This window comes from Ottowia sp. SB7-C50 (assembly GCF_033110285.1).
Taxonomy (GTDB): Bacteria; Pseudomonadota; Gammaproteobacteria; order Burkholderiales; family Burkholderiaceae_C; genus Ottowia.
The window spans coordinates 649,398-671,103 of sequence record NZ_CP136995.1 but is presented as its reverse complement, the minus strand read 5'-3'; the positions used below and the strand labels follow the sequence as shown (position 1 = coordinate 671,103).

At 64.9% G+C, this 21,706-nt stretch carries 15 protein-coding genes and 1 pseudogene; 1 reads left to right on the top strand and 15 read right to left on the bottom strand.

Annotated features, from left to right (window positions below; translation table 11 throughout):
• Positions 1-46: 46 nt before the first annotated feature.
• From slmA to R0D99_RS03195, 3 genes and pseudogenes are all read right to left on the bottom strand, one after another.
• On the bottom strand, positions 47-682 hold the full coding sequence (slmA, locus tag R0D99_RS03205) for a nucleoid occlusion factor SlmA (protein WP_317749941.1): 636 nt from the start codon (positions 680-682) through the stop codon (positions 47-49).
• A 133-nt stretch (positions 683-815) separates the two neighbouring features.
• Positions 816-1,709, bottom strand: a complete 894-nt coding sequence (gene argB / locus R0D99_RS03200; protein ID WP_317749940.1) for an acetylglutamate kinase — start codon at positions 1,707-1,709, stop codon at positions 816-818.
• A gap of 44 nt (positions 1,710-1,753) precedes the next feature.
• Positions 1,754-2,867 (bottom strand): annotated as a pseudogene (locus tag R0D99_RS03195) (glycosyltransferase family 4 protein).
• 187 nt (positions 2,868-3,054) lie between these two features.
• Between R0D99_RS03195 and R0D99_RS03190 the strand changes: the two are divergent.
• A complete protein-coding gene (locus tag R0D99_RS03190; RefSeq protein WP_317749939.1) occupies positions 3,055-6,987 on the top strand; it encodes a methyltransferase domain-containing protein in 3,933 nt (1,310 codons plus the stop codon).
• Positions 6,988-6,998: 11 nt separating this feature from the next.
• On the opposite strand, the gene R0D99_RS03185 is transcribed toward R0D99_RS03190, so the two are convergent.
• The 12 genes from R0D99_RS03185 to R0D99_RS03130 form a co-directional block, all read right to left on the bottom strand.
• Positions 6,999-7,892, bottom strand: coding sequence for a class I SAM-dependent methyltransferase (locus R0D99_RS03185; protein ID WP_317749938.1), 894 nt, complete (start codon positions 7,890-7,892; stop codon positions 6,999-7,001).
• A gap of 76 nt (positions 7,893-7,968) precedes the next feature.
• Positions 7,969-8,895, bottom strand: a complete 927-nt coding sequence (locus R0D99_RS03180) for a class I SAM-dependent methyltransferase (RefSeq protein WP_317749937.1) — start codon at positions 8,893-8,895, stop codon at positions 7,969-7,971.
• Positions 8,896-8,900: 5 nt separating this feature from the next.
• On the bottom strand, positions 8,901-10,115 hold the full coding sequence (locus R0D99_RS03175) for an ABC transporter ATP-binding protein (protein ID WP_317749936.1): 1,215 nt from the start codon (positions 10,113-10,115) through the stop codon (positions 8,901-8,903).
• The gene (locus R0D99_RS03170; RefSeq protein ID WP_317749934.1) at positions 10,112-10,915 is read right to left on the bottom strand and encodes an ABC transporter permease; all 804 of its coding nucleotides are present in this window, start codon (positions 10,913-10,915) and stop codon (positions 10,112-10,114) included. Before R0D99_RS03170 ends, R0D99_RS03175 begins: the two co-directional genes overlap by 4 nt.
• A gap of 136 nt (positions 10,916-11,051) precedes the next feature.
• Positions 11,052-12,008: a peptidylprolyl isomerase gene (locus tag R0D99_RS03165; protein WP_317749932.1), complete on the bottom strand. Its 957-nt coding sequence runs from the start codon at positions 12,006-12,008 to the stop codon at positions 11,052-11,054.
• A 351-nt stretch (positions 12,009-12,359) separates the two neighbouring features.
• Positions 12,360-14,063 (bottom strand): hypothetical protein, encoded by a 1,704-nt coding sequence (locus R0D99_RS03160; RefSeq protein ID WP_317749931.1) that lies wholly within the window; start codon positions 14,061-14,063, stop codon positions 12,360-12,362.
• 408 nt (positions 14,064-14,471) lie between these two features.
• The gene (locus R0D99_RS03155; RefSeq protein ID WP_317749930.1) at positions 14,472-16,151 is read right to left on the bottom strand and encodes a hypothetical protein; all 1,680 of its coding nucleotides are present in this window, start codon (positions 16,149-16,151) and stop codon (positions 14,472-14,474) included.
• 215 nt (positions 16,152-16,366) lie between these two features.
• Positions 16,367-16,810: a hypothetical protein gene (locus R0D99_RS03150; RefSeq protein WP_317749929.1), complete on the bottom strand. Its 444-nt coding sequence runs from the start codon at positions 16,808-16,810 to the stop codon at positions 16,367-16,369.
• Positions 16,811-16,876: 66 nt separating this feature from the next.
• Positions 16,877-19,288, bottom strand: a complete 2,412-nt coding sequence (gene gspD / locus R0D99_RS03145) for a type II secretion system secretin GspD (RefSeq protein ID WP_317749928.1) — start codon at positions 19,286-19,288, stop codon at positions 16,877-16,879.
• 206 nt (positions 19,289-19,494) lie between these two features.
• Positions 19,495-20,013: a hypothetical protein gene (locus R0D99_RS03140; protein WP_317749926.1), complete on the bottom strand. Its 519-nt coding sequence runs from the start codon at positions 20,011-20,013 to the stop codon at positions 19,495-19,497.
• A gap of 60 nt (positions 20,014-20,073) precedes the next feature.
• A complete protein-coding gene (gene gspM, locus R0D99_RS03135; protein ID WP_317749924.1) occupies positions 20,074-20,628 on the bottom strand; it encodes a type II secretion system protein GspM in 555 nt (184 codons plus the stop codon).
• Complete coding sequence (locus R0D99_RS03130) at positions 20,625-21,704, bottom strand: PilN domain-containing protein (RefSeq protein ID WP_317749923.1); 1,080 nt, start codon at positions 21,702-21,704, stop codon at positions 20,625-20,627. Before R0D99_RS03130 ends, gspM begins: the two co-directional genes overlap by 4 nt.
• Between the last annotated feature and the right edge of the window lie 2 nt (positions 21,705-21,706).

The window sequence follows — 21,706 nt, the reverse complement described above, 5'->3', positions numbered from 1 at the left end:
AATCAGGCCGCAGCGCTTGCTGTAAAAGCGCAGACAGCTACTTAATTTATAGCATACTGGCGATGCAGGCGTCCAGCCGCTCGGACGGCGCACGCCGGAAGCCCGAGCGCGCAAAGCGCTGCAGCCGCCCGACCATGAAGGCGGTGAGCACCGATGCCGTGACCTGCGCGTCGGCGTCGGGCGTCAGCGCGCCAGCGCCGTCAGCGCCTTCGCGCAGGCACTGGCGCAGGGCGGCCTCCAGCTTGTCGAACAGCTGGTTCATGCGCTGCTGCAGCCGTTCGTGCTCGAACACCAGCGCGTCACCCACCATCACGCGCGTCATGCCGGGGTTCTTTTCGCCGAACTGCAGCACCATGGCGACGATGCGGGCGGCGCGCGCGCGGCCTTCGCCTGCCTGGTCGTTGATCCGGTTCACCAGGCCGAAGACGCTGCTTTCGACGAAGTCGATCAGGCCCTCGAACATCTGCGCCTTGCTGGCGAAGTGGCGGTACAGCGCGGCTTCGCTGACATCCAGGCGCGCGGCCAGCGCGGCGGTGGTCACGCGCTCGGCGCCGGGCTGCTCCAGCATCTGCGCCAGCGCCTGCAGAATCTGCACGCGCCGTTCGCCCGGCTTGGGCCGCTTGCGCGCGGCGGGGGCGGTGATGGCGTCGGGGGCGGCGGGTGAATCGAATTCAGACGGCATGGTGGAGCCCACTTGTTTCCAAATGATTCTCCCACAGCCGCCGCGCCGGCTGGCCCGGGCCAAACCCGAATCGCCCGGCCGGCGCTCGCCGCGCGCCAAGTGAGTGCTTGCGCCGGGACGCGGCGCGCCGGCGTCAGTGCGACCGGATCATGGTGCCGAAGGGCTCGTTGCCCAGCACTTCCAGCAGCAGGGCGTGCGGCACGCGGCCGTCGATGATGTGCACGGCGTTGACGCCGCTCTTGGCGGCATCCAGCGCGCCGGCGATCTTGGGCAGCATGCCACCGGAAATGGTGCCGTCCTGCACCAGTTCGTCGATGCGGCGCGGTGTCAGTTCGGGCATCAGCGCGCCGCCCTTGTCCAGCACGCCAGGGATGTTGGTCAGCATGAGCAGCTTTTCGGCCTGCAACACCGTCGCCAGCTTGGCGGCCACCACGTCGGCGTTGATGTTGTAGCTCTCGTTCTGCTCGCCAAAGCCGATGGGGCTGACCACGGGGATGAACTGGTCGTCCTGCAGCGCCTTGACCACGCCCGGGTCGATCTGGTCGATATCGCCCACCTGGCCGATGTCGTGTTCTACCGTGGGATCCTTCTGGTCCAGCATCTTCAGCTTGTGCGCGCGGATCATGGCGCCGTCGCGGCCGGTCAGGCCCACGGCCTTGCCGCCCGCCTGGTTGATGAGGCCGACGATGTCCTGCTGCACTTCGCCGCCCAGCACCCATTCGACCACTTCCATGGTCTCGGCGTCGGTCACGCGCATGCCCTGGATGAACTTGCCCTCCTTGCCCAGGCGCTTGAGCGCGGTCTCGATCTGCGGGCCGCCGCCGTGCACCACCACGGGGTTGATGCCCACCAGCTTGAGCAGCACCACGTCTTCGGCAAAGGCGGCCTGCAACGTGGGGTCGGTCATGGCGTTGCCGCCATACTTGATGACCATCGTCTTGCCATGGAACTTGCGGATGTACGGCAGCGCTTGCGCCAGAATCTGCGCCTTGTCGCGCGGAGCCAGGGTGGTCAGGTCAGTAGGCATGTGCGTCAGGGTAGGTTGGTCCAATCAGGCGGACATGATAGGCCTCAACGGCGCGGCCGCTGGAAGAAGCGCGGCACCTTGAAGCGCACCAGCGTCATGTAGGCCACCACGTAGCTGACCGCGAACAGCACGCAGAACGCCAGCAGCACGCCGCTGTAGCGCCAGAACAGCATCGCCGGCACCACCGTCAGCACCACGAAGCTCCACAGGTACGGCGCGGTGCGGTTGTTGCGCTTGAGCATGTTCTTGGCTTCGTCCTCGTGCAGCACGCTGCGCACCAGCCGGCGATAGACCAGCTGGTGCAGGTGCAGCGCATCGGCCATGCCGGGCGATACGCCGCGCCACAGCTTGCGGTAGATCGAGAACACCGTCTCCCACACCGGATAGATCAGCAGCAGCATCGGGAACCACGGCGACACGATGGGGTGGCGCTTGACCAGCAGCAGGCTGATGACGGCAATCGCCAGCCCCCACAGGTAGGCACCGCCATCGCCGGCAAAGATCAGCCCGCGCGGGTAGTTCCACACCAGAAAGCCCGCCGTGGCGGCGGCCAGTGCAATCGCCATGGCCGCCAGTTCGCGGTCGCCCACCTGGATGGCCACGTGCGCCAGCGCCAGGCACACCACCAGCGCCACCGCACCCGCCAAACCGTTGTAGCCGTCGATGATGTTGAACGCGTGCGGCAGCCCGGTCACCGCCAGCACCGCCAGCCCCACGCCCAGCCACGGCCAGGCGCTCCACCAGCTGTCGATCGCCGCGAAGCCCAGGTGAGGGACCGAGACGCCCAGCAACCAGGCGGCCAGCGAAGCCGACACCAGCGTCAGCAGCAACCGCCACAAGACCGCCAGCCGCTGCGTCAAATCCTCCAGCACCCCCCCCGATGAAGGCAGGCAGCAGCAACAGCAGCCAAGCACCCAGGTTGAGCAATGACGGGTCGATATTGCCAGCCATCTCGGCCCACTGCAGTAGAGGCAGCGCGGCCAATGCCGCTACCCAGCCAACCAGCAGACCGATGCCACCGACACGTGGCACGTGGCCCTGATGAAAGCGCTGAGGCGCATCGTGCGGGTAAAAAACGCGCCAGTGTCGGAACCACCGGCGCACCAGCAAGGTGGTCACCATGGACACGACGAACGCCAGCACCGCGAGGGAAATCATGTCAATCTGGACAGGTCCGAGGCGCGTGCGCGCGGCAGAGGAAAAAGTCTTGCATGGTAGCATCATGAGGTTTGCCGTTTCGCATCGGCACCCTACGGTCAGCCCTTGCCGGTCACACCCCCACGCGGCATGCCGAACGCTCCGTAGATCCCCCGGATCGCTCACAGAATTCGTCTGCTACCCCGCCATGGTGCCCACCTCCATCCGCTCGCACGTTTATCGACGCACCATCGCTGAGGGCGACAACGATTCACTGTCGGCCATTGTGAAGCAGCTGCCCGTCAGTGCACACGTGTTGGACCTCGGCTGCGGCAGCGGTGCCATCGGTCGCTATCTGGCCGGACAAGAGGGCCCTGCAGCCATCGATGGGGTCACACTGAGCGAGGAAGAGGCTTCACTGGCGGCTCCGTACTACCGACGCATCGTGGTCGCCGACCTCGAGCAGCAGCACCTGGGTGAGTTATTCGACACGCCATACGACGTCATTGTCTGTGCCGACGTGCTTGAGCACCTGCGGGACAGCGCACCCGTGCTGGCCGCGTGCAAGAGCCTCTTGAAACCCGACGGGCTGCTCCTGCTGTCGGTTCCCAACACCGCGTATTGCGGGCTGATCGCCGAGTTGATGGCAGGCGAATTCCGTTATCGGCCCGAAGGCTTGCTGGACGAAACCCATCTCAGGTTCTTCACTCGCCAGACCTTGCTACGGTTCTTGGCGGACAATGGCTGGCAGGTTCTGCAGATCCATACCGTCCAACGGGAGACGCAAGATTCAGAGTTCCGCGTCGCGTTCGACGCCCTGCCCCCCGCCGTTGCCCGCCATATATTGAATCTGCCCGATGCCGGCACCTACCAGTTCATCATCCGTGCACGACCGCTGCGCGATGGTGAGGACCTCGTCCAGCCGGCCACCGATCACTCGCACCTGTTGCCCGTCCAGGCCCACTTCACCGCCGAGCTGTTTACCAAGCAGCCCGCAGGCTATAGCGAAGAGCACAAAATCAGTGCGAGCGGGGTGATAGGACATGAGCGCCAGACCGTGCGATTCGCGCTGCCAGCAGGCCCGGCCCCGTTGGGTCTGAAACTTGACCCCGCCGACCGACCCGGCTTTCTGTACTTGCATGCCCTTCGGCTTCAGGCTGCCGACGGCGCAGCATTGTGGCGCTGGGACAGTACAGACCCCGGTTTCGTGACGCAGGCGGCGCAACATCAAATGCTGATCCAGGCGTCGGCGTCGCTCACTGGCTCAGGCGTACTTTGCCTGCTGCACGGTGATGACCCCTGGCTGGAACTGCCCATTCCCGAAGACGCGCTTTCTCGTGCCGCAGGGGGCGTGCTCGAAGTCGACCTGGGTTGGCCGATGTCTGCCGATTACTTGGCCATGGCCGATGTCGTCAACCAATATCGGCACTTGCGCCAGGAACATGACCAACTGGCCGAGCGAATCGACCAGTTGGGTACCGAACATCAAGGCACCCTTTTGCGCCTGCGCGGCGAGCACGAGCAGACCTTGGACACACTGGCCGCGAGCCATGAGCAGACCTTGGACACACTGGCCGCGAGCCACGAACAAGATATCAGGACGTTCGCAGCACGGCATCAATTGCAGGTCGAACAGCATCGCGCGCACAGGCAACAGTTGCAAGCGCGCATCCACGCGCTGATTGCCGAAACCACCGAAGCCAGACGTGCCCGCGACGATGCGCTGCGAGAGCGCCAGAAGGCCCAGGACCACATTGAATTCCTGAAAGACTCCACCGTGTTCCGCGCCACCCGTCCGATAGTGAACGCCAAAATGTGGCTGGATCGCCAACTGGGCCGCGACCCGCGGTCAGACGGGGACACACCCGGCGTCGAACAACCCTTGCCGACGCCGCTCGCGCCCAGCCAGCACCCGGTGGACGTCATCGTGCCGGTCTACAAAGGGCTGGCCGACACCCAGCGCTGCGTGCTGTCCGTCCTGTCGGCGTCGTGCCGCACGCCCTGGCGGCTGATCGTCATCAACGACGCCAGTCCCGAACCTGAAGTAACCGATTGGCTGCGCGATATCGCCGCGCGCGACCCGCGCGTCGAACTGCTCGAAAACGAGGTCAACCTGGGCTTTGTCGGCACAGTCAACCGTGGCATGGCCGTGTCAACGACCGACGACGTGCTGCTGCTCAACAGCGATGCCGAGGTGGCCAATGACTGGCTGGATCGTATTCAGGCCGCGGCCTACAGCGACCAGCGCGTCGCCAGCGTCACGCCGTTCTCGAACAACGCCACCATTTGCAGCTACCCACGCTTCTGTCAAGACAATGCCCTGCCCATCGGGTGGGACGTGGGCCGCCTCGACCAACTGTTTGCCAAGACCAACGCTGGCCAAGTCGTCGATGTGCCCACCGGCGTCGGATTTTGCATGTATATCCGGCGCGCGGCACTCGACGAAGTGGGCCTGTTCGACGTCGAAAACTTCGGCAAGGGCTATGGCGAAGAAAACGACTTCTGCATCCGGGCCGAAAACGCCGGCTGGCGAAACTTGCATGCGCTCGACACGTTCGTGCACCATTCCGGCGGTGTGAGCTTTGGCGATGCGAAAAGCCCACGCGAACGCGCTGCCATGGAGACGTTACGTCGACTGCACCCGCGCTATGAAGCGGCAGTCATGCGGTTTGTGCAGTCCGACCCCGCGCGTCCCGCGCGGATGGCGGTAGACCTCGCGCGCGTCATGGAGCCAAGCGCTCTGCCTGTCATCCTGGCCGTGCTTCATGACCGCCAGGGCGGCACGGAGCGCCACGTCGAGGAGTTGGCGGCCACACTGCACGACCGGGCCCGCTATTTTGTACTGCGCCCCCTGGCAGGCCATGCGGTGCAGTTGCGACTGCCCGATCCCGATGAAGGGTTCGAGATGGTGTTTTCTCTCTCGAACCAGTATTCGGCGCTGATCTCGACGCTTCAACAGCTTGGCGTTCAACACGTCCACTTCCATCACCTGTTGGGGCAGGGTGAGCAGGTGCGCAAGATTCCTGCGCAGTTGGGGGTGACATTCGACTTCACCGCGCATGATTTCTACACCATCTGCCCCCAGATATCGCTGACCGATCAAACCAACGGCTACTGCGGTGAACTGGGTGTCACGCAATGCGCCCGCTGTCTCGCGCATTCGCCCGCTCCCGGTGGGGTAGACATCACGACCTGGCGTCAATTCCACATTCAGTTTCTCGAACATGCTCGCTATGTCATTGCGCCTTCTGGCGACGCGCTGGCGCGCGTGGCTCCCCTCGCACCCGAAGGGTCGCTGCGGCTTGTGCCGCACACCGACGTTGCGTCCGTGGCGCAGTTGCCGACACCCCAACCCGCGCTACTGGGCAACGACCGCCCACTGAAGATCGCCGTGATCGGGGCACTCAGCATCATCAAAGGCGCCGACGTACTGGAAGACGTGGCCTTGCTGGCCGGAAAGAACGGTGCACCGCTGGACTTTCACCTCATAGGATACGGCTATCGCGCATTGCGCACGCGCCCGCGCGCCCATTTGACGGTGCATGGAAAATACGACGAGAAAGAACTGCCTGCCCTTCTGGATTGGCTGAAACCCGATCTCATCTGGTTCCCCGCCCAATGGCCTGAAACCTACAGCTACACCCTCAGCGCCTGCCTGCAGGGAGGGTGGCCGGTGGTGGCGCCAGATCTCGGCGCTTTTACAGAGCGCCTGTCCGGCCGGCCTTGGAGCTGGCTGCGGCCCTGGAACGAAAGCGCCGCCGCGTGGATCACGTTCTTTCTTGACATCCGGCAGCGACATTTCCTGACGGGTCAGCCGCCCGCGCAGTCATGGCGCCTGCAGACCGAGGCGGCCCGACGCCTGCCCGAAGGCGTGGTGTTGCAGACTCCCGACTGGTACGCTGGCGAATACCTTGCGGATATTCCGGCCGTCAAGCCCGGCACTGACGCCCTCACCCATATAGCCAAGACCATTGCCACGCGCACTGAGGCGCACGCGGCCCGCGGCAGTGCCTCGTCCCGCGCCCGGTCGCGCTTGTTAAGTGCGCTCGTTCGCTTGCGCGCCTTGCCCTGGCTTTCCGGACTCGCTCGCGCTATTCCCCTGCGCTGGCAAACCCGGGTCAAGAACTGGCTCCTGCGATAGGTCGATCCGTATCACGCAGGCCTGCGCAGCACGAAGGCATCCTGATGCCGCCAGAACCAACTGGGCTCAAAACCCATCAGGCAGTCGCTGCCCAGCGTTTCGGCAATGCGCTCGCGAACGAATGCCTCAGAGGTAAACGCGGTCCCGTATTCCTGTACGTCGATCGCAGCCGATTCGCTCGATGCGGCAAAAAAGAAGCCCGTTTCGTCCAGTGCCACATTCTGGCGGCGCGCAGCCTCCTCGCCATGCGTTGAAATCACCAGCAGGCCACCCGGCTCGACCGCATCGAACAGCCGCATCAACCAGCGGGCCCAACTGCTGCGGGGCAGATGGCTGAACAGTGACAACACAAACACCAGCTCATAACGCCGGGGCCAGTGCAGGTCTTCCGGCCGCGTCGTGGACAACACCCCTGTGACCCCAAATGCCCGCCGAGCAAAATCCACCGCATCAGGCACCACGTCCGACACCGTCACCCGTTGCGCACCCAGTGCTTTCACCAGATGGCGCGTGAAGCGCCCGTGACCACTGGCGAACTCCAGCACGGAGGACGTTTTCAGCAGCGGGCGGTCGGCTGCCTCCAGCAACAGCATCAACTCCGACAGCGTGCGCCAGCCATCGGCCAGGTAATCGCGCAGCGGGTTGACCGACGTCGGATGGTTTTCGAAAAAGCGAAAGATGTCGTCTGCCGGTGCGATCTCGCAGTTGAAGCCCATCCACTCGACGAAAGCCCCTTCCAGCGCGTGGCGTTCGATCAGGTTATGCGCCGTCAGCCGTGCAGTGGCGTCGTTCAGCGCCTGGCGCAATGCGGCCGCAGCCAACGCCCGCTCGCCCGCCTGCAGATGCAACTGGCCACGCGCCAACGCTTCCATCGCAGCGGCACTATCGGCTCGGATATCAGACATGGCGCCTCGACAAACAGTTACCCGTGCATTTGAAAATCTGCTTCATTCCAACGTCCAGTCCAGGTTGTGTCGCTTGTCAGGACACCGACGGCCGCTGGAGCACGAACGCATCTTGGTGTGCCCAGAACCATGCCGGAGCGATTTGGCATCCCACACCGTCTGGCGCACAGGCTGCCAGCTGCGTCCTTACGAAGTCTGCGCTGGTATACGCCGTACCATACTGCTGAGCGTCGATCGCCGACGACTCGCTGTCCGCCACGAAGTGAAAGCCCTGCGCATCCAGTGTCACACCGGCGCGCTTCGCGGCATATTCACCATGGGTACTGAATACCAGCCGCCCCCCAGGCGCCACCGCCTGCCAGACCCGTGCCAGCCAGCGAGACCAGCTCACCTGCGGCAGATGGCTGAAAAGTGACAGCACAAACACCAGGTCATACCGGCGCGGCCAGACGATGTCTTCCGGCTCTGCCGTCGAAAGCAGGCCCTCCACCCCGAAGTGCGCCATCGAAAATGCCACCGCGCCCGGCACCACGTCCGAAACCGTTACACGCTCGGCGCCCAATGCCTTCACCAGATGCCGCGTAAAGCGCCCATGGCCGCTGGCAAACTCCAGAACCGTACTGCAATGCACCAATGCGGTGCCCGCACGCTCTAGCAACAGCATCAACTCGGCCAGCGTGCGCCAGCCATCAGCCAGATAGTCCCGCATCGGGCTCGACCAGGTGCCATGGCCCGTGAAGAACCCATACACGTCGTCGCCCGGATCGATGCGGGCATCCAGTCCCATCCATTCGGAAAATGCACCCGGCAACGCATGGGTCTCAATCAGGTTGTACGCCGCCAGCTGGGTTTCAGGCACCATCGCAGCCTGCCGCAAGGCCACTGCAGCAGCGGCTGCATCGCCCTGGGCCAGCAATTCGCGGCCTCGCGCCAGTGCGATGCGCGCCTGCTCGGGCGCGACCGGGCCAGCGGCCGTGACATCCAGCAAAGCGGTCCAATCCATGTGCATCAACTCCAGTGGTGAGGCAGGCGAACCAGCCCCGGCATCAGCTTGGGCGACAGGAAGCGGAACGTCAGGAACTTGAACCACAGATCGTACGTGACCAACCCGCTCTCGTCGAAAAGGAACACACTGATCACGTAGTCGCCGCTGTGCAATGGCAACTCGGGGAAAGTCAGCACCGAGCGCCACGTCCGGTCGCCCAGATACACCGGCGCAGCACCCTCTTCGTGGGTTGCCAGCGACGTGATGCCCACCCCACGCGCCTGCTCGATCATGAAGCCGATATTCGGTCGCTCATCGCCCTTGCCGCGCACCGTGATCCTCGCCACCAGATCACGGCTGTCCAGCAGCCCCGGATTTCCTTCACGCAGGTTCGACAACTCGCACGACACGATCAGCGCCGACGTCGGCCCGCGCTCATACGGCAGAGGCGGCGGCGCGGCGGCCTCCGCCACTTCGACTGGCGCCTCAATCTGGCGCGAATGCGTCTCGTAGGCGCCCAGCACCGCCTCGGTATCACCAAACTCCCGCATGCGTCCGTGCTCCAGCCACAAGGCCTGATCGCAAAGCGTACGCACGTGATAGGGGCTGTGCGAGCAGAAAAGAATCGTGCAGCCCGCCTCGCGAAACGCCGTAATCCGGTCGATGCATTTCTTCTGGAACTGCTGATCCCCCACCGCCAGCGCCTCGTCCACAATCAGCACATCTGGCTGCACCGCCGTCACCAATGCAAAGGCCAGCCGCACCGCCATGCCAGACGAATAGGTCTTGACCGGTCGATCAATTGCCTCGGCCAACCCCGAAAATTCGATGATCTCCGGCTCCAGCCGCACCATCTCCTCGCGGCTGATGCCAATCATGCTGCCGCCAAAGTACAGATTGTCGCGGCCGCTGAATTCGGGGTGAAAGCCGGCGCCCAGCTCCAGAATCGCCGTCACCCGGCCAATGCGCTCAATGCTCCCGGTGGTCGGGCGCAGCGTGCCAGCCAGCAACTTGAGCAGCGAACTCTTGCCTGCCCCGTTGTCGCCCACTATGCCGATGCACTGGCCGCGCTGCAAATCAAACGAAACCTCCCGCAAGGCCCAATGGCTCTGGTGGGTGCTGCGCCCGGTCAGCACCGCCTTCAGGCGCTGACGCGGCGAACTGTACAGACGGTACTCCTTGCCCAGGTCGCGAACTCGAAGTACCGTTTCAGCAAACATGGCGGCTTGCGGCGTCATAACCAATCCACCAATTGTTCGCGGCTGCGGCGAAGCGCCACGTCCAGCGCCAACCCCAGCACGACCAGCCAGACGCCCATCGCCAGCCACACCTCGGCCGGGGGCCACGCCCCTTTCAGCAACACCGCCTGATAGCCCAGCACCCAGGCCGTCATGGGGTTGAGCCACAGCAGCCAGCGCCAGCCTTCAGGAAACAACGTGATCGGGAACAACACCGGCGCCAGAAACGGCCCCACCGACAGCATGAAGGCCACAACCTGCGCCACATCACGCAGCGCCGCCATCAAAATAGAGAGCAAATAGCCCAGCAGCCACGCCAGCGCGATCTGCAAAAGCACCATCGGCAACATCGCCAGCACGGCGGGCGACCCCTGGTGCAGCGGCCAATAACCCAGCGCCAGCAACAACAGCATGGGCGCATACACCAACGCGCTCGCCAGCACGGCCCGGGTCGGAAACAGCACCGGAGGCAGCGGGTTCTTCTGCAGGATACCGCCCGCGTCCACCAGACTCGACATGCCGCGCTGCACGGCGTCGGCAAACGCCGTCCAGGCCATCATGCCGACGATCAGATAAGTGCCCACCCGCTGCGTCGGCGCGTTTTCGCCCATGCGCATGGCAAACACAATGTCAAACACCAGGTAATACGACGCAATCGTCAACAGCGGCTGCACCCAGGCCCACAGCACGCCGCCCGCCGCACCCGCAAAGCGCGCCACCAGTTCGCGACGCGTCAGCACCCGCACCAAGCTGCGCAGGCGCCACAGCGTCCGCGCGTCGTCAACTAACGGAGATCTCATGAGTGAGGCGGGAAACGCAAGAATGATTGCGCCGAGTATGTCGGTCGGCTAGGCGGAAACGTTGCACGACACCAGGCCGGGCCAACCGCATCTGATGCAGACCACGCACGGCATGCCGTGCGCGGGCCAAGCGATTTTATTTCGACTTGGCTGGCGACGACACCGCGGGTGGCCGCGCCAACTCAGAGACCGCCGCCTCATTCACCTTCACCGTGTCGGCATTTGCCGTTTCTTGCCAGATGCGGCGGCGCTCATCGCCATAGAGCTTTTCTTGCGCCTCGGCATGAATCAGCGGCGCCACCTCCTCGAATGGCGCCAGGCCAGCCGGCCGCCGCTCCACCAATTTGATCAGGTGATAGCCCTCCTTGGTGCGCACCGGGGCGCTGATCTGGCCAGGCTTCATCTTGGCCACCTGCGCATCGAATTCGGGCAACATGCCGCCCACGTCGAACAGCCCCAGGTCACCGCCTTTGAGCGCGCTGTTGCGATCGTGCGACTGTTCGCGCGCCAGCTTTTCAAAATCTGTACCCTTCACCAGTTCAGCCAGCAGCGATTCCGCACGCAGCTTGGCCATCACGCCTTCCTTGTCGTCGCGCTCGGGCACCACCATGATGTGGCTAATCCGCACCTGCTCCATGTGGCGAAAGCGCTCCGGCTCAGCCTTGTACGCCGTGCGCGCAAATTGCTCCAGCACCTTGGGGTCGCCCACACGCGCTCGTCCACGTTGCTGCATCAGCCATTCCGCCAGCGCTTTTTCGCGCTGCAGATTCAAGAAGGCCGCCCCTCCGGGCTGACGGTCCAGGCCCTCCTTCAGCGCCTGCTGCGCCAGCGCGCGGTAGCCATACAGGTTGCGCGCCGCCTCGCTGATCGACTTGGGACTGGCCCAGAATGCGGGTTGGCGGCTTGGCGGCACCTGCTCATCCACCAGCATGCGCACCTCGGCCAAGGTCACCTGGCCAGCGGGGCCGCTGATCAACACGGTTCCAGGCGCCATGGTTTCCGCAGCAGGCTTGTTGCCCGTCTGCGCCAGCGCCGGTACAGCCAGCAGGCTGCCAGTCAGCCCAACACATATTGCAAACAGTCGAAGTTTCATCATGGTTATCCAATGCATCGGTCGCCTACGGAGGCAGGCGCCACGCAGTAACTCGTCAAAGCCGGCCTGGGCCGCTTTCGCCGCGCCGTGCCATCACCCGTCATTGTCGCCGATCAGCCACACAAGTCGTGATGGAGCATGGCAGCCAGAGACAAGTTCCCCCCGCTTGGGCGCCAGCGCACTCGTGCGCCGCCGACGAGTGCGGTAGCGGATGTTTGCGCGCACAAAAAAGGCCGGTTACCCGGCCCTTTCTGCTGAACTCGCTTGATCAAAAACGGAAAAGGTGGCGTACACCGCCGCCTTCATCCATCAGATCAGCCACCGATCAACGGCAGCTGACCTGGCGGGGCCCTATCGCTGTAAACGAAGGGCGGCGCGACTCAACCCCCCCACTGGAATTCCTTCCTTGTTCGGCACAGGCCGGGTCCAGCGGTGACGATTGTTGTAACCGAAATTGCCGTTGGTGGAGGTGTTAATGGCCGAAGTGGCCGAGTAACCCACCACCGGTGCACCCATGGCCTCCGGGCGACCATTCTTGCGCAGTGCCAGTTTGGCCCAACCGGCCTGGATCGGCTGGCCGTCCACCGTCAGCGTCACCACCTGGTTGGTCACCGAGGCGTTCAGCGCTTGCGACGCACGGTTGAACGAGATCGTGTTGACTTCGCCGCAGAACGGGAACTGGCTGCTGGGCGAGAACGCCACACCCGCGGTTCCTTCTTCGCGATCGTAGCCCGTGATCACGCCCGACTGGCACAGCATGTAACCGCCAGCCGTGATGCGCGGCGTCAGGTTACCGGTGACCGGATCGGTGCTGTAGAACTGGTTGCCCGTGCGCTCGGCGATACCACCGCTCGAATTCAACGTGGCGTTGTAACGACGCGTGGCGTGGGTCACCACCCAGTCGGTGTCCCATGGCACAGCGCCTGCGCCTGCCGTAGCGACGAATTCATTGTTCAGCGTATCCTTGCTCAGCGCAGCGCTGAGGTTGTTGATGCTGCGAAGCGGCCGGCGCTCGCCCCGCTCCACAGGCGTGGACATGTCGGGCAGGTCGTTCCACATCACGCTGTTGACCGAAGCGCGCAGCACCGGGTCGGCCGTGCCTTCGTTCACCACCGAGGCGGGTGCACCGGTGTCGGTGATGCCTTGTGCCAGTTGAGGCGCGTAGCTGATCTGGCCACGGGCCGGGTTGCCAGCGTCGTCCACCGCCTCCACGGCAATGTGGTTGTCGCCATAGGCCTTGGTCTGGGCGTTGCTGAAGATGCTCCAGGTACCCGTCAGGCCACCGCTGGCGGCCGACAGGCCGAGGGCGCTGATGTCGTTGGCGTCCTGAACAAACGGACCAGTGCCTGCCACGCCCAATGCGGTGCTGTTCAGCACGGCCATCATGGACGGGGTGCAGGGCGCCACGCCGTTGACGTGCTTGATGGCGCCATACAGCGGCGAGCCAGGCACAACGTCGGCCATGTTCAGGTATTCGATGTAGCCTTCACGCGTTTGCGCGTTCTTCTGCTCGTCGGTGGTCAGCACCGGACCCAAGGCACCGGGGTACACGGCCACCAGGCGGTTGGTCTTGAAGGTGCGGTCAGCCGTGGGGGCCGTGCCGATGGAGGGCAGCGTGCACGACTTATCGGGCGTGGTGATGACGGTCTTGCCGTCCGCGCCCTGCGTCAGCGAGGCGGTCCACACGTCGGAGGGCGACAGGAACACCTGGAAGTCCAGCAGGTCTTCAGAGTTGGCGGCGCCACGGAAGCGCACCTTGACGATCTTGCCGTTGACCGCGTCGTTGTTGACGATGCTCACCAGCGTGTTGTTGTCTTTTTGCGTGGTGAAGTACGGCGTGAACAGGTAGTTACCAATGCCGCCTTCGTTCAGCGCAACGCCAGTGGCGTTGGCCGCCAGCGTCTTGTGGCTGACACCCGCCAGGCCGCCCATGACCACGCCGCCATACGTCGCATTGGCGCCGTCACCAAAGTAGTACACCGCATGGGCAGAACCCGCAAACCCCATGCCTCCAAAAGCGGCTGCAGCGCTGAGCGCAAGAATGCTTTTCTTCATCGTCTTCATTCCATTAAAACAAAACACCCATGAGTTCGGTGCGCACCATTGTCGAGGCCGTAAACCAAAGGTATCAAGTTATTTCAGAGCCATTGCTTACGCCATGAAGGGTACCGACGGCTGCTGAACCGGATGGAAGGGCCTCATAGCGGCCATGAATAGCACAGGCGCGCGGTCTGGCGGAGAGAGGGATCGATGAGGAACGCAACCCGTGCGCATCTTGTCTGCCGCGACCTTCTGGAATGCCATGACGCGACAACTGCGTGGACGCCCAATCAATGTGCGACGGACAAAGAAAAAGGGCAGGTTGCCCTGCCCTTTTTTGGCTGCTTGCCCTGAACCCGGTGGCTCTGACGAGCCGGCCGGGCGAGGGGAAGCGGATATTCAACGCATCAAATGCTCTGAATATTACGGCTGTTTTGTCGATGCCAGCGCACGCGTCCAGCGGTGACGGTTGTTGTAACCGAAGTTGCCGTTGGTCGAGGTGTTGATGGCCGAAGTGGCCGAGTAACCCACCACCGGGGCGCCCAGTGCCGTGGTGGCAGGTGGGGCGGGTGCCACCGGCGGCGGCGAAGCCTTGCGCAGGCTCAACTTGGCCCAGCCGGCCTGGATCGGCTGGCCGTCCACCGTCAGCGTCACCACCTGGTTGGTCACCGAGGCGTTCAGCGCCTGCGAAGCGCGGTTGAACGACAGCACGTTGACTTCACCGCAGAAAGGCGTCTGGCTGCTGGGCGAGAACGCCACGCCAGCCGTGCCTTCTTCGCGGTCAAAACCGGTCAGCGTGCCTGCCTGGCACAGCATGTAACCGCCAGCGGTCGAGCGGGCAGCCAGGTTGCCGTTAGGTGCGGTGGTGTCGTAGAAGTCCTTATCACCCTGCGCGATCGAGCCGCCCGAGGTCAGCGTGGCGTAGTAGCGACGCGTGGCGTGCGAAACCACCCAGTCGGTGTCCCATGGCACAGCGCCTGCGCCTGCCGTGGCCACAAACTCGTTGTTCAGCGTCTCTTTGCTCAGCGCCGTGCTCAGAGCTTTCACGCTGGCCTTCGGGTCGGTGCCGAAGAACGGCGTGGACATGTCGGGCAGGTCGTTCCACATCACGCTGTTGACCGAAGCGCGCAGCACCGGGTCGGCCGTGCCTTCGTTCACCACCGAGGCGGGTGCACCGGTGTCGGTGATGCCTTGTGCCAGCTGAGGCGCATAGCTGATGCGCCCACGGGCCGGGTTGCCAGCGCCATCCACGGCTTCCACAGCAATGTGGTTGTCGCCATAGGCCTTGGTCTGGGCGTTGCTGAAGATGCTCCAGGTACCCGTCAGGCCACCGCTGGCGGCCGACAGGCCGAGGGCGCTGATGTCGTTGGCGTCCTGAACAATCGGACCGGTGCCTGCCACGCCTGCTGCGGTGCTGCTCAGCACGGCCATCATGGACGGGGTGCAGGGCGCCACGCCGTTGACGTGCTTGATGGCGCCATACAGCGGCGAGCCAGGCACAACGTCGGCCATGTTCAGGTATTCGATGTAGCCTTCACGCGTCTGCGCATTCTTCTGTGCGTCGGTGGTCAGCACCGAGCCCAGGGCACCGGGGTACACGCTCACCAGACGGCTGGTCTGGAAGGTGCGGTCAGCCGCAGGCGCCGTGCCGATGGAGGGCAGCGTGCACGACTTGTCGGGCGTGGTGATGACGGTCTTGCCGTCCGCGCCCTGCGTCAGCGAGGCGGTCCACACGTCGGAGGGCGACAGGAACACCTGGAAGTCCAGCAGGTCTTCAGAGTTGGCGGCGCCACGGAAGCGCACCTTGACGATCTTGCCGTTGACGTTGTCGGTGTTGACAATGCTCACCAGCGTGTTGTTGTCTTTTTGCGTGGTGAAGTACGGCGTGAACAGGTAGTTACCAATGCCGCCTTCGTTCAGCGCAACGCCAGTGGCGTTGGCCGCCAGCGTCTTGTGGCTGACACCCGCCAGGCCGCCCATGACCACGCCGCCATACGTCGCATTGGCGCCGGCACCAAAGTAATAAACCGCATGGGCTGCGCCAGCGAACCCCATGCCCCCAATGGCGACCGCGGCGCTAACCGCGAGAATGCTCTTTTTCATAGCCATGACTCCATTAAAAAATGTGAAATTGCAAGACCTAAGCGAGTTCTTGGAATTGCAAGCCAATCCTATCACGCTGTCACCGACGTTTTCAACGCCACTCATGTTAATTGGACATTGAGCAGCACGGTTGTTGTTTTTTTTCACGACACTGGGGCGACCGGGCGGGCAGAGGCCAGCCCCAAGGCTGGCCAGATGCGCGCGGGGGTGTGGCATCAGTATCGGTCGAAGTACCACCACTGGCCGTTTTCACGCACCCAGTTTTCGTCGAAATAGCTGACGACGTCGGGCAGGCGGCGGTAGGCCGGCAACAGGATCTTGGAGTTAAGACGAATGCGCACGGTGCAGCGTTCGGCTTCGCACTTGACTTCGTGCACCTGCACGTCCTTCCACTCGGCGGCGTTGGTGAAGCGGCTGGGATAAATCTCAGGCTTGACAACGGCGCGGAATGCGGGCTGCGTGTAGGTGTAGGCCTTGGCGAAGTCTTTCTTGATGAGGGCGTCCCAGCGTTGCTGGGCGCGCTCGGCGACTTCGACTTCAGGCGCCTTGGGCTGCAGGCTGGCGCAGGCGCCCAGGGCCAGGGTGATTGCGAGCGCGGTAGCGCCCAGGACGGTGCGCCGTGCAGCGGAAGGTGCGAAAGCGGGACGGGCAATTGGCATGAAAGGCATTCCTTGGATCGTTGTGTTTGAATCAAAAAAGCACGTGGCGACGCGACCTGCTGTGCGCTACGTCATTTGCGCGGCGCAGCGGTGCCGAGGGGGGGCCAACAGGCTGGCCGGTGAGCTTAGGCCTTGCATGCGGTCGCGAAGTTCCCGGCTGATGGCGCGGGCGTCGTCGTCGGAGCGGATGACGCGCGGGGTGAGGACAATGAGCAATTCGGTGCGGCCAGCGGTGGTGCTGTGGGTGCCGAACAGCGCGCCAATCACGGGGATGGACGAAAGCACGGGCAGGCCCGATCGGGTGTTGCCGCTGTTGTCCTTGATGAGGCCGCCCAGGGCCAGCGTTTCGCCCGAGCGCACGGCCACCTTGGAATTGATCTGGCGCTGCATGAAGGGGTATTGGCCGGTGGCACCGTCCACCGTGGGCGCGATGTCGGACACGTTCTGGTTGATGTCCAGCGTGACCAGGTCGCCCGCGTTGACGGACGGCGTGACGCTGAGTTGCACGCCGGTGTCCTTGTACTGGATGTTGCCGGTGGTGGCGACGCCACCGGTGGTGACGATGGCCCCGCCCACATTGACCGGCTGCTGCGTGCCGACGGCAATGGACGCGGTGTGGTTGTCGAGCACCAGCAGCGACGGGCTGGAGATGACCTTGACCAGCGATTTGGATGCCAGCGCGCTGAGCAGGCCGGTGATCTTGCCGGCGACGTTGTTGATGGCGTAGGTAAAGCCCTGCCCTGCGGCCGCGCCGAGCGAGGTGGCGCCGGGCAGGATTTCAACGCCGGTGCTGGAGCTGTTGTTCAAGATGGCGGTGCCGCCGCGGCCGCCGACCACGCCGTTCTTGAGCGCCCACTGCAGCCCGTATTGCAAGCCGTCGCCCAAGGTGACTTCGACGATGCTGGCCTCGATAAGCACTTGCGCACGCTGCACGTCGAGCCGCTTGAGGGTGGATTCGATGCGCTCGTACTCGGACGGTTTGGCGTGGATGAGAAGCGTGTTGTTGATGCGGTCGGCCATGACGCGCACGGACTGGCCGAGCATCATGGTGGTGACGCCCTGCTGCTGCCCGGTCTGCATGCCGCGATTGAGCGAGTTGACCCCGAACGCGCCGCCGGTGGCGCCCAGGCCGCCACCGCCCAGCCCCGTGGTGCCGGTGCGGCCGAAAATGCCGCCACCGCTGTTGACCCCGGCACCGCCGAACGCGCCCGTGCCACCGAAGGCACCGGCGCCCCCGAACGCGCCCGCGCCGCCAAACGCCCCCGTGGCGCCGCTGACGGTGCCCAGGCCCGGCGCGACGCCGGTGGCGCCCGTGAGCGCGGCATTGCCGGCCGTGCCGCCGTAGATGCCGTTGAGCAGTTCGGCCAAGTGGTCGGCCGAGCCGTTCTGCACCTTGTAGACGAACAGCTGCGGCTCGGAGCTGTTCATGTTGGGGCGGTCGAACTGCTCGATCCAGTAGCGGATTTCGTCGAGGTAGGCGGCGCGCGGCGTCACCACCATGATGGCGTTGATGCGCTCGATCGACATGACGCGCACCGCGCCAAACAAGGGGCTGCCTTCGCCCAGGGCGTTGGCGCCGATGGCGGGCGCCGCCGCGGCCGCGGCCCCGCGCGGCGCGGCTGCAGCGCCCGGCGTTGTCGCGGCGGATGCGGCCGCCGGCGACGCCGGGGCAGCGGACGAAGCGCCAGCGCCACCGGGGCTGCCGCCCGAAAGCAGGCGCAGGGCTGCTTCGACTTCGCCCGGGGAGGAGTGCTTGAGCGGGAACACGCCGATGGACATGCCGCGCAGCAGGTTCACGTCAAAGGTGTTGACGATGTCGAGCCAGCCTTCGGCTTCGGCACGGGTGCCGCGCATGATGAGGACGTTGCGCATGGTGTCGACGCGCACGATGGCGTCGGCAGACACCATGGGCCGCAGGATGGCGGCCATTTCATTGGCCCCCAGATATTGCAGCGGGATGACGATGGCGCCGTAGCCCGGCGCCAAGGTGCCGGCACCAGCCAGGCGCGGCGCCGCGACGATGGTGCGCAGCGACTCGGGCGTGCCGACGTGGTAGGTGCCGCGTGGATCGCGCGCCATGACGACGCCATTGATCTGCAGCGCGCTTTCAAGCAGGTTGAAGGCTTTGTCGGCGCTGATGGGCGTGCGCGTGATGAGCGTGATGGTGCCGGGCAGGGGCGGATGGACGACGTAGTCCACCTTGAGCAGGTCACGCAGCATGACCTGCACCACTTCGGCGGTGGGCGCATCCTGGAAGTTGAAAGTGCTGGCGGGACCTCGGACGGCACCGGCGCCGCCGGATGGCGGAGCGAGCAGTCGGTCGTTGCCACGAATGACCACCGGCTCTGCCGCCACTGGCGTGGCGCTGGCGCGTGCCGGCCCGGCCGGCGCGGCGGCAACGACGGGCGCCACGGGCAACGATACAGCCGACACGGGCACCGCGGCTGCCGGTACCGGAGACGCGGCGACATCGGTCACGGGTGCGGATTCGGGTGTGGCGCAAGCCACGAGCTGCCCGAGCAGGGAAACCAGGAGGAGCGAGCGAAAAGTACTGGGCAGATCCATGGGAAGAAACGAAAAAGATGGGGACGCCGGCACGCGCGTCCGGTCGTCATGGCTGCGGCCGGGAGCAGCAGAACAGGGCAGGCGCCGAAGCGGGTGGCGGGCGGGGGGCACGAGGGCCTTCATTGGGACTCCCTTCTGGCGGGCGCAGGACGGTTCGACGGCGAGCCTTTGGCTGAGGCAGCGCCGGGTGGCGAAGCCGCACCGGCAGCGGAGGCGGCGGCCAGGGGCAAGACAATGACGCGCTGTTCTGCCCCTTTGCCAAAGGTGACTTCACGTTCGCGAATGCCACGCAATGTCCATTCCCCCAGGCTCTCGCCGCTGCGAATGAAGCGGGGCTTGCCATCGACTTCGGCCAGCACACCGTTGAGCGCCGGACCCCGGACGATGCCACGCAGCTTAGTCTTGTCGAGCAGGTCCGGTGGCGGCGGGGCCGCTGGCTCAGGCGCTGCGACTGGCTTTGCAGTGGCCGGGCGGCGATCGATCACGAACAAGGGGCGTTCGAGCAAGGTGCGGTCGTTGCTGGCGGCGGCCGGATTGACGCTGAGAAAAGTGGCGGATGCAGCGTCGAGGTTGGGTGGCAACGGCTGCGGCGCCACCCACTGGGTGCGCTGCCTGGCGCCTGGGCCGAGCCACAGCAAGGCCAGCGCGGCCAGCAGCAGGGCATTGAGTGCCCACAGGAAGGGGGGTGAGGCGGCGGTTCATGAGCGCGCCTTGAGAACGAACAGACTGACGCGCGCGACCATGGTCTGAACCTGCCCCTGCATGCCGACTTGCTGGGCGGAGAGGTGGAGGTTGTCGCTGAAGATGACGGGCGTCTGCGTGGCGAGTTCCTGCGCCAGCGCCTGGAACTGAGGCCATTCACCCTCGATGGCGAGCATGAGGCCAATGCGGTCGAACTGGCCGTCTTCCTTGGCCGGCATGACCTGGCTGCTGGTCACGCGCATGCCGCGGCTGGTGGCCACGTCGCGCACGCGCTGCAATGCGGCGTTGCCGATCTGGGCACTGTCGCCATCGGCAGGATACGCAAAATGGGCCAGGCTGGCCTTGAGTTGAGTTTCGATGCCGGCCATCTGGCGCTCGGCGGCATGCAGGCCCAGCAGTCGCGCGTGGCGCGGCTCTACGCTGGCCAGCGTGTCCGTGGCCCAGCGATATTTGGTGATGCCGTAACCTGCGGCACCGACCAGCATGGCCAGCAACACGCCGGCCATCAGCACGAGCCAGAGTTGTTCAGGGCGAAGCGCGGGCCGTTTCATGGCGCCCCTCTCGGACGCGCGAGGGCATAGGTCTTGGGGTCGAGGTTCATCTCAATATTGAAAACTTCCTTGAGGGCGCCGCCAGCCCGGGTGGCGGGTGACAGCAGTCGCACGTCGCGAACGCCGGGCTGGCTCGCCAGTCGCTGCACCAGGGCGGCGGCGTCGTCGCCGTTGCCGTTGATGACGACCTTGTTGCCTTCTATGCGGAGCGAGTTGAGCCAGGCCCCGTCCGGCACGGCGCGGGTCAGCATGTTGAGCACGGGCAGCCAGGCCATTTGATGCGAGGCGATGTCACCCACGCTCTTGAGGCGTTCGCTCTGTTTGGTCAAGGATTCGCGCAGGGCGACTTGCGGCGCGACCTGGGTCTGCAGCCCATCAAAGGCTTTCTGGGCCTGTATGGCCCGCAAGCGCGACTGCAGGGTGGGCGTGAATGCGATGGCGAGCAACAGCAGCAGTGCCAGCGCCAGCAGGGCGAGTCGAAGGTTTCGGCCCCGGGCGGCAACGCGCCGGCGCTCACCTTCGCCAAAGCCTTGCATCACGATGGGACGGAAGTCCGCGGAAAACGGCGTTGATGGCAGCACCCAGACTTCAGGGGCGGCCGTGCTGTCGTCACCCACGGTGGCCACCGACTGCAAGCGCCGTTCTACGTGCGCCCGGGACGCCATGGCCACGTCGATGCGCAGCGTGTCGCCGGCGGGCGTGGCCGCGTAGCCAAAAACGGTCTGCTCGGGGTCAAACGGGGTGGCGGCATCGACTTCCAGCCGCACGGCGCGGGCCACGTCGGCCGGCGTCAGACGAGGCAACGTGAACTGACGATCCAGGACCTGGTCCCGCGGCAGCTCAACCGCCAGCAATGCCGCGCCGGCGCCAGGGGCAGCGGGTTGAGCACGGCCGTGGGCCACATCCCAGAAAGACCGCCCGCCATCTGCGCGCAGCAGGTCCACGCGCACCGGTGGTGTCAGTCCGCGCAGCGCGGGAAGGCCCAGGAGCATTGCACCGGCAGCACGCCACTGCATCGGCCACTGGCTCAGGTCCATGCCGAAAAGGCGCGTTTGGTTGGGGATACTGGTGGTCATGG

Bases quoted from the DNA above. Each gene is read 5' to 3' on its own strand.
- R0D99_RS03130 (WP_317749923.1), bottom strand. From the start codon at position 21,704: ATGACCACCAGTATCCCCAACCAAACGCGCCTTTTCGGCATGGACCTG.
- slmA (WP_317749941.1), bottom strand. From the start codon at position 682: ATGCCGTCTGAATTCGATTCACCCGCCGCCCCCGACGCCATCACCGCC.
- R0D99_RS03165 (WP_317749932.1), bottom strand. From the start codon at position 12,008: ATGAAACTTCGACTGTTTGCAATATGTGTTGGGCTGACTGGCAGCCTG.
- R0D99_RS03150 (WP_317749929.1), bottom strand. From the start codon at position 16,810: ATGCCAATTGCCCGTCCCGCTTTCGCACCTTCCGCTGCACGGCGCACC.
- R0D99_RS03180 (WP_317749937.1), bottom strand. From the start codon at position 8,895: ATGGATTGGACCGCTTTGCTGGATGTCACGGCCGCTGGCCCGGTCGCG.
- R0D99_RS03155 (WP_317749930.1), bottom strand. From the start codon at position 16,151: ATGAAAAAGAGCATTCTCGCGGTTAGCGCCGCGGTCGCCATTGGGGGC.
- R0D99_RS03175 (WP_317749936.1), bottom strand. From the start codon at position 10,115: ATGACGCCGCAAGCCGCCATGTTTGCTGAAACGGTACTTCGAGTTCGC.
- R0D99_RS03190 (WP_317749939.1), top strand. From the start codon at position 3,055: ATGGTGCCCACCTCCATCCGCTCGCACGTTTATCGACGCACCATCGCT.
- R0D99_RS03185 (WP_317749938.1), bottom strand. From the start codon at position 7,892: ATGTCTGATATCCGAGCCGATAGTGCCGCTGCGATGGAAGCGTTGGCG.
- argB (WP_317749940.1), bottom strand. From the start codon at position 1,709: ATGCCTACTGACCTGACCACCCTGGCTCCGCGCGACAAGGCGCAGATT.
- R0D99_RS03170 (WP_317749934.1), bottom strand. From the start codon at position 10,915: ATGAGATCTCCGTTAGTTGACGACGCGCGGACGCTGTGGCGCCTGCGC.
- gspM (WP_317749924.1), bottom strand. From the start codon at position 20,628: ATGAAACGGCCCGCGCTTCGCCCTGAACAACTCTGGCTCGTGCTGATG.
- R0D99_RS03160 (WP_317749931.1), bottom strand. From the start codon at position 14,063: ATGAAGAAAAGCATTCTTGCGCTCAGCGCTGCAGCCGCTTTTGGAGGC.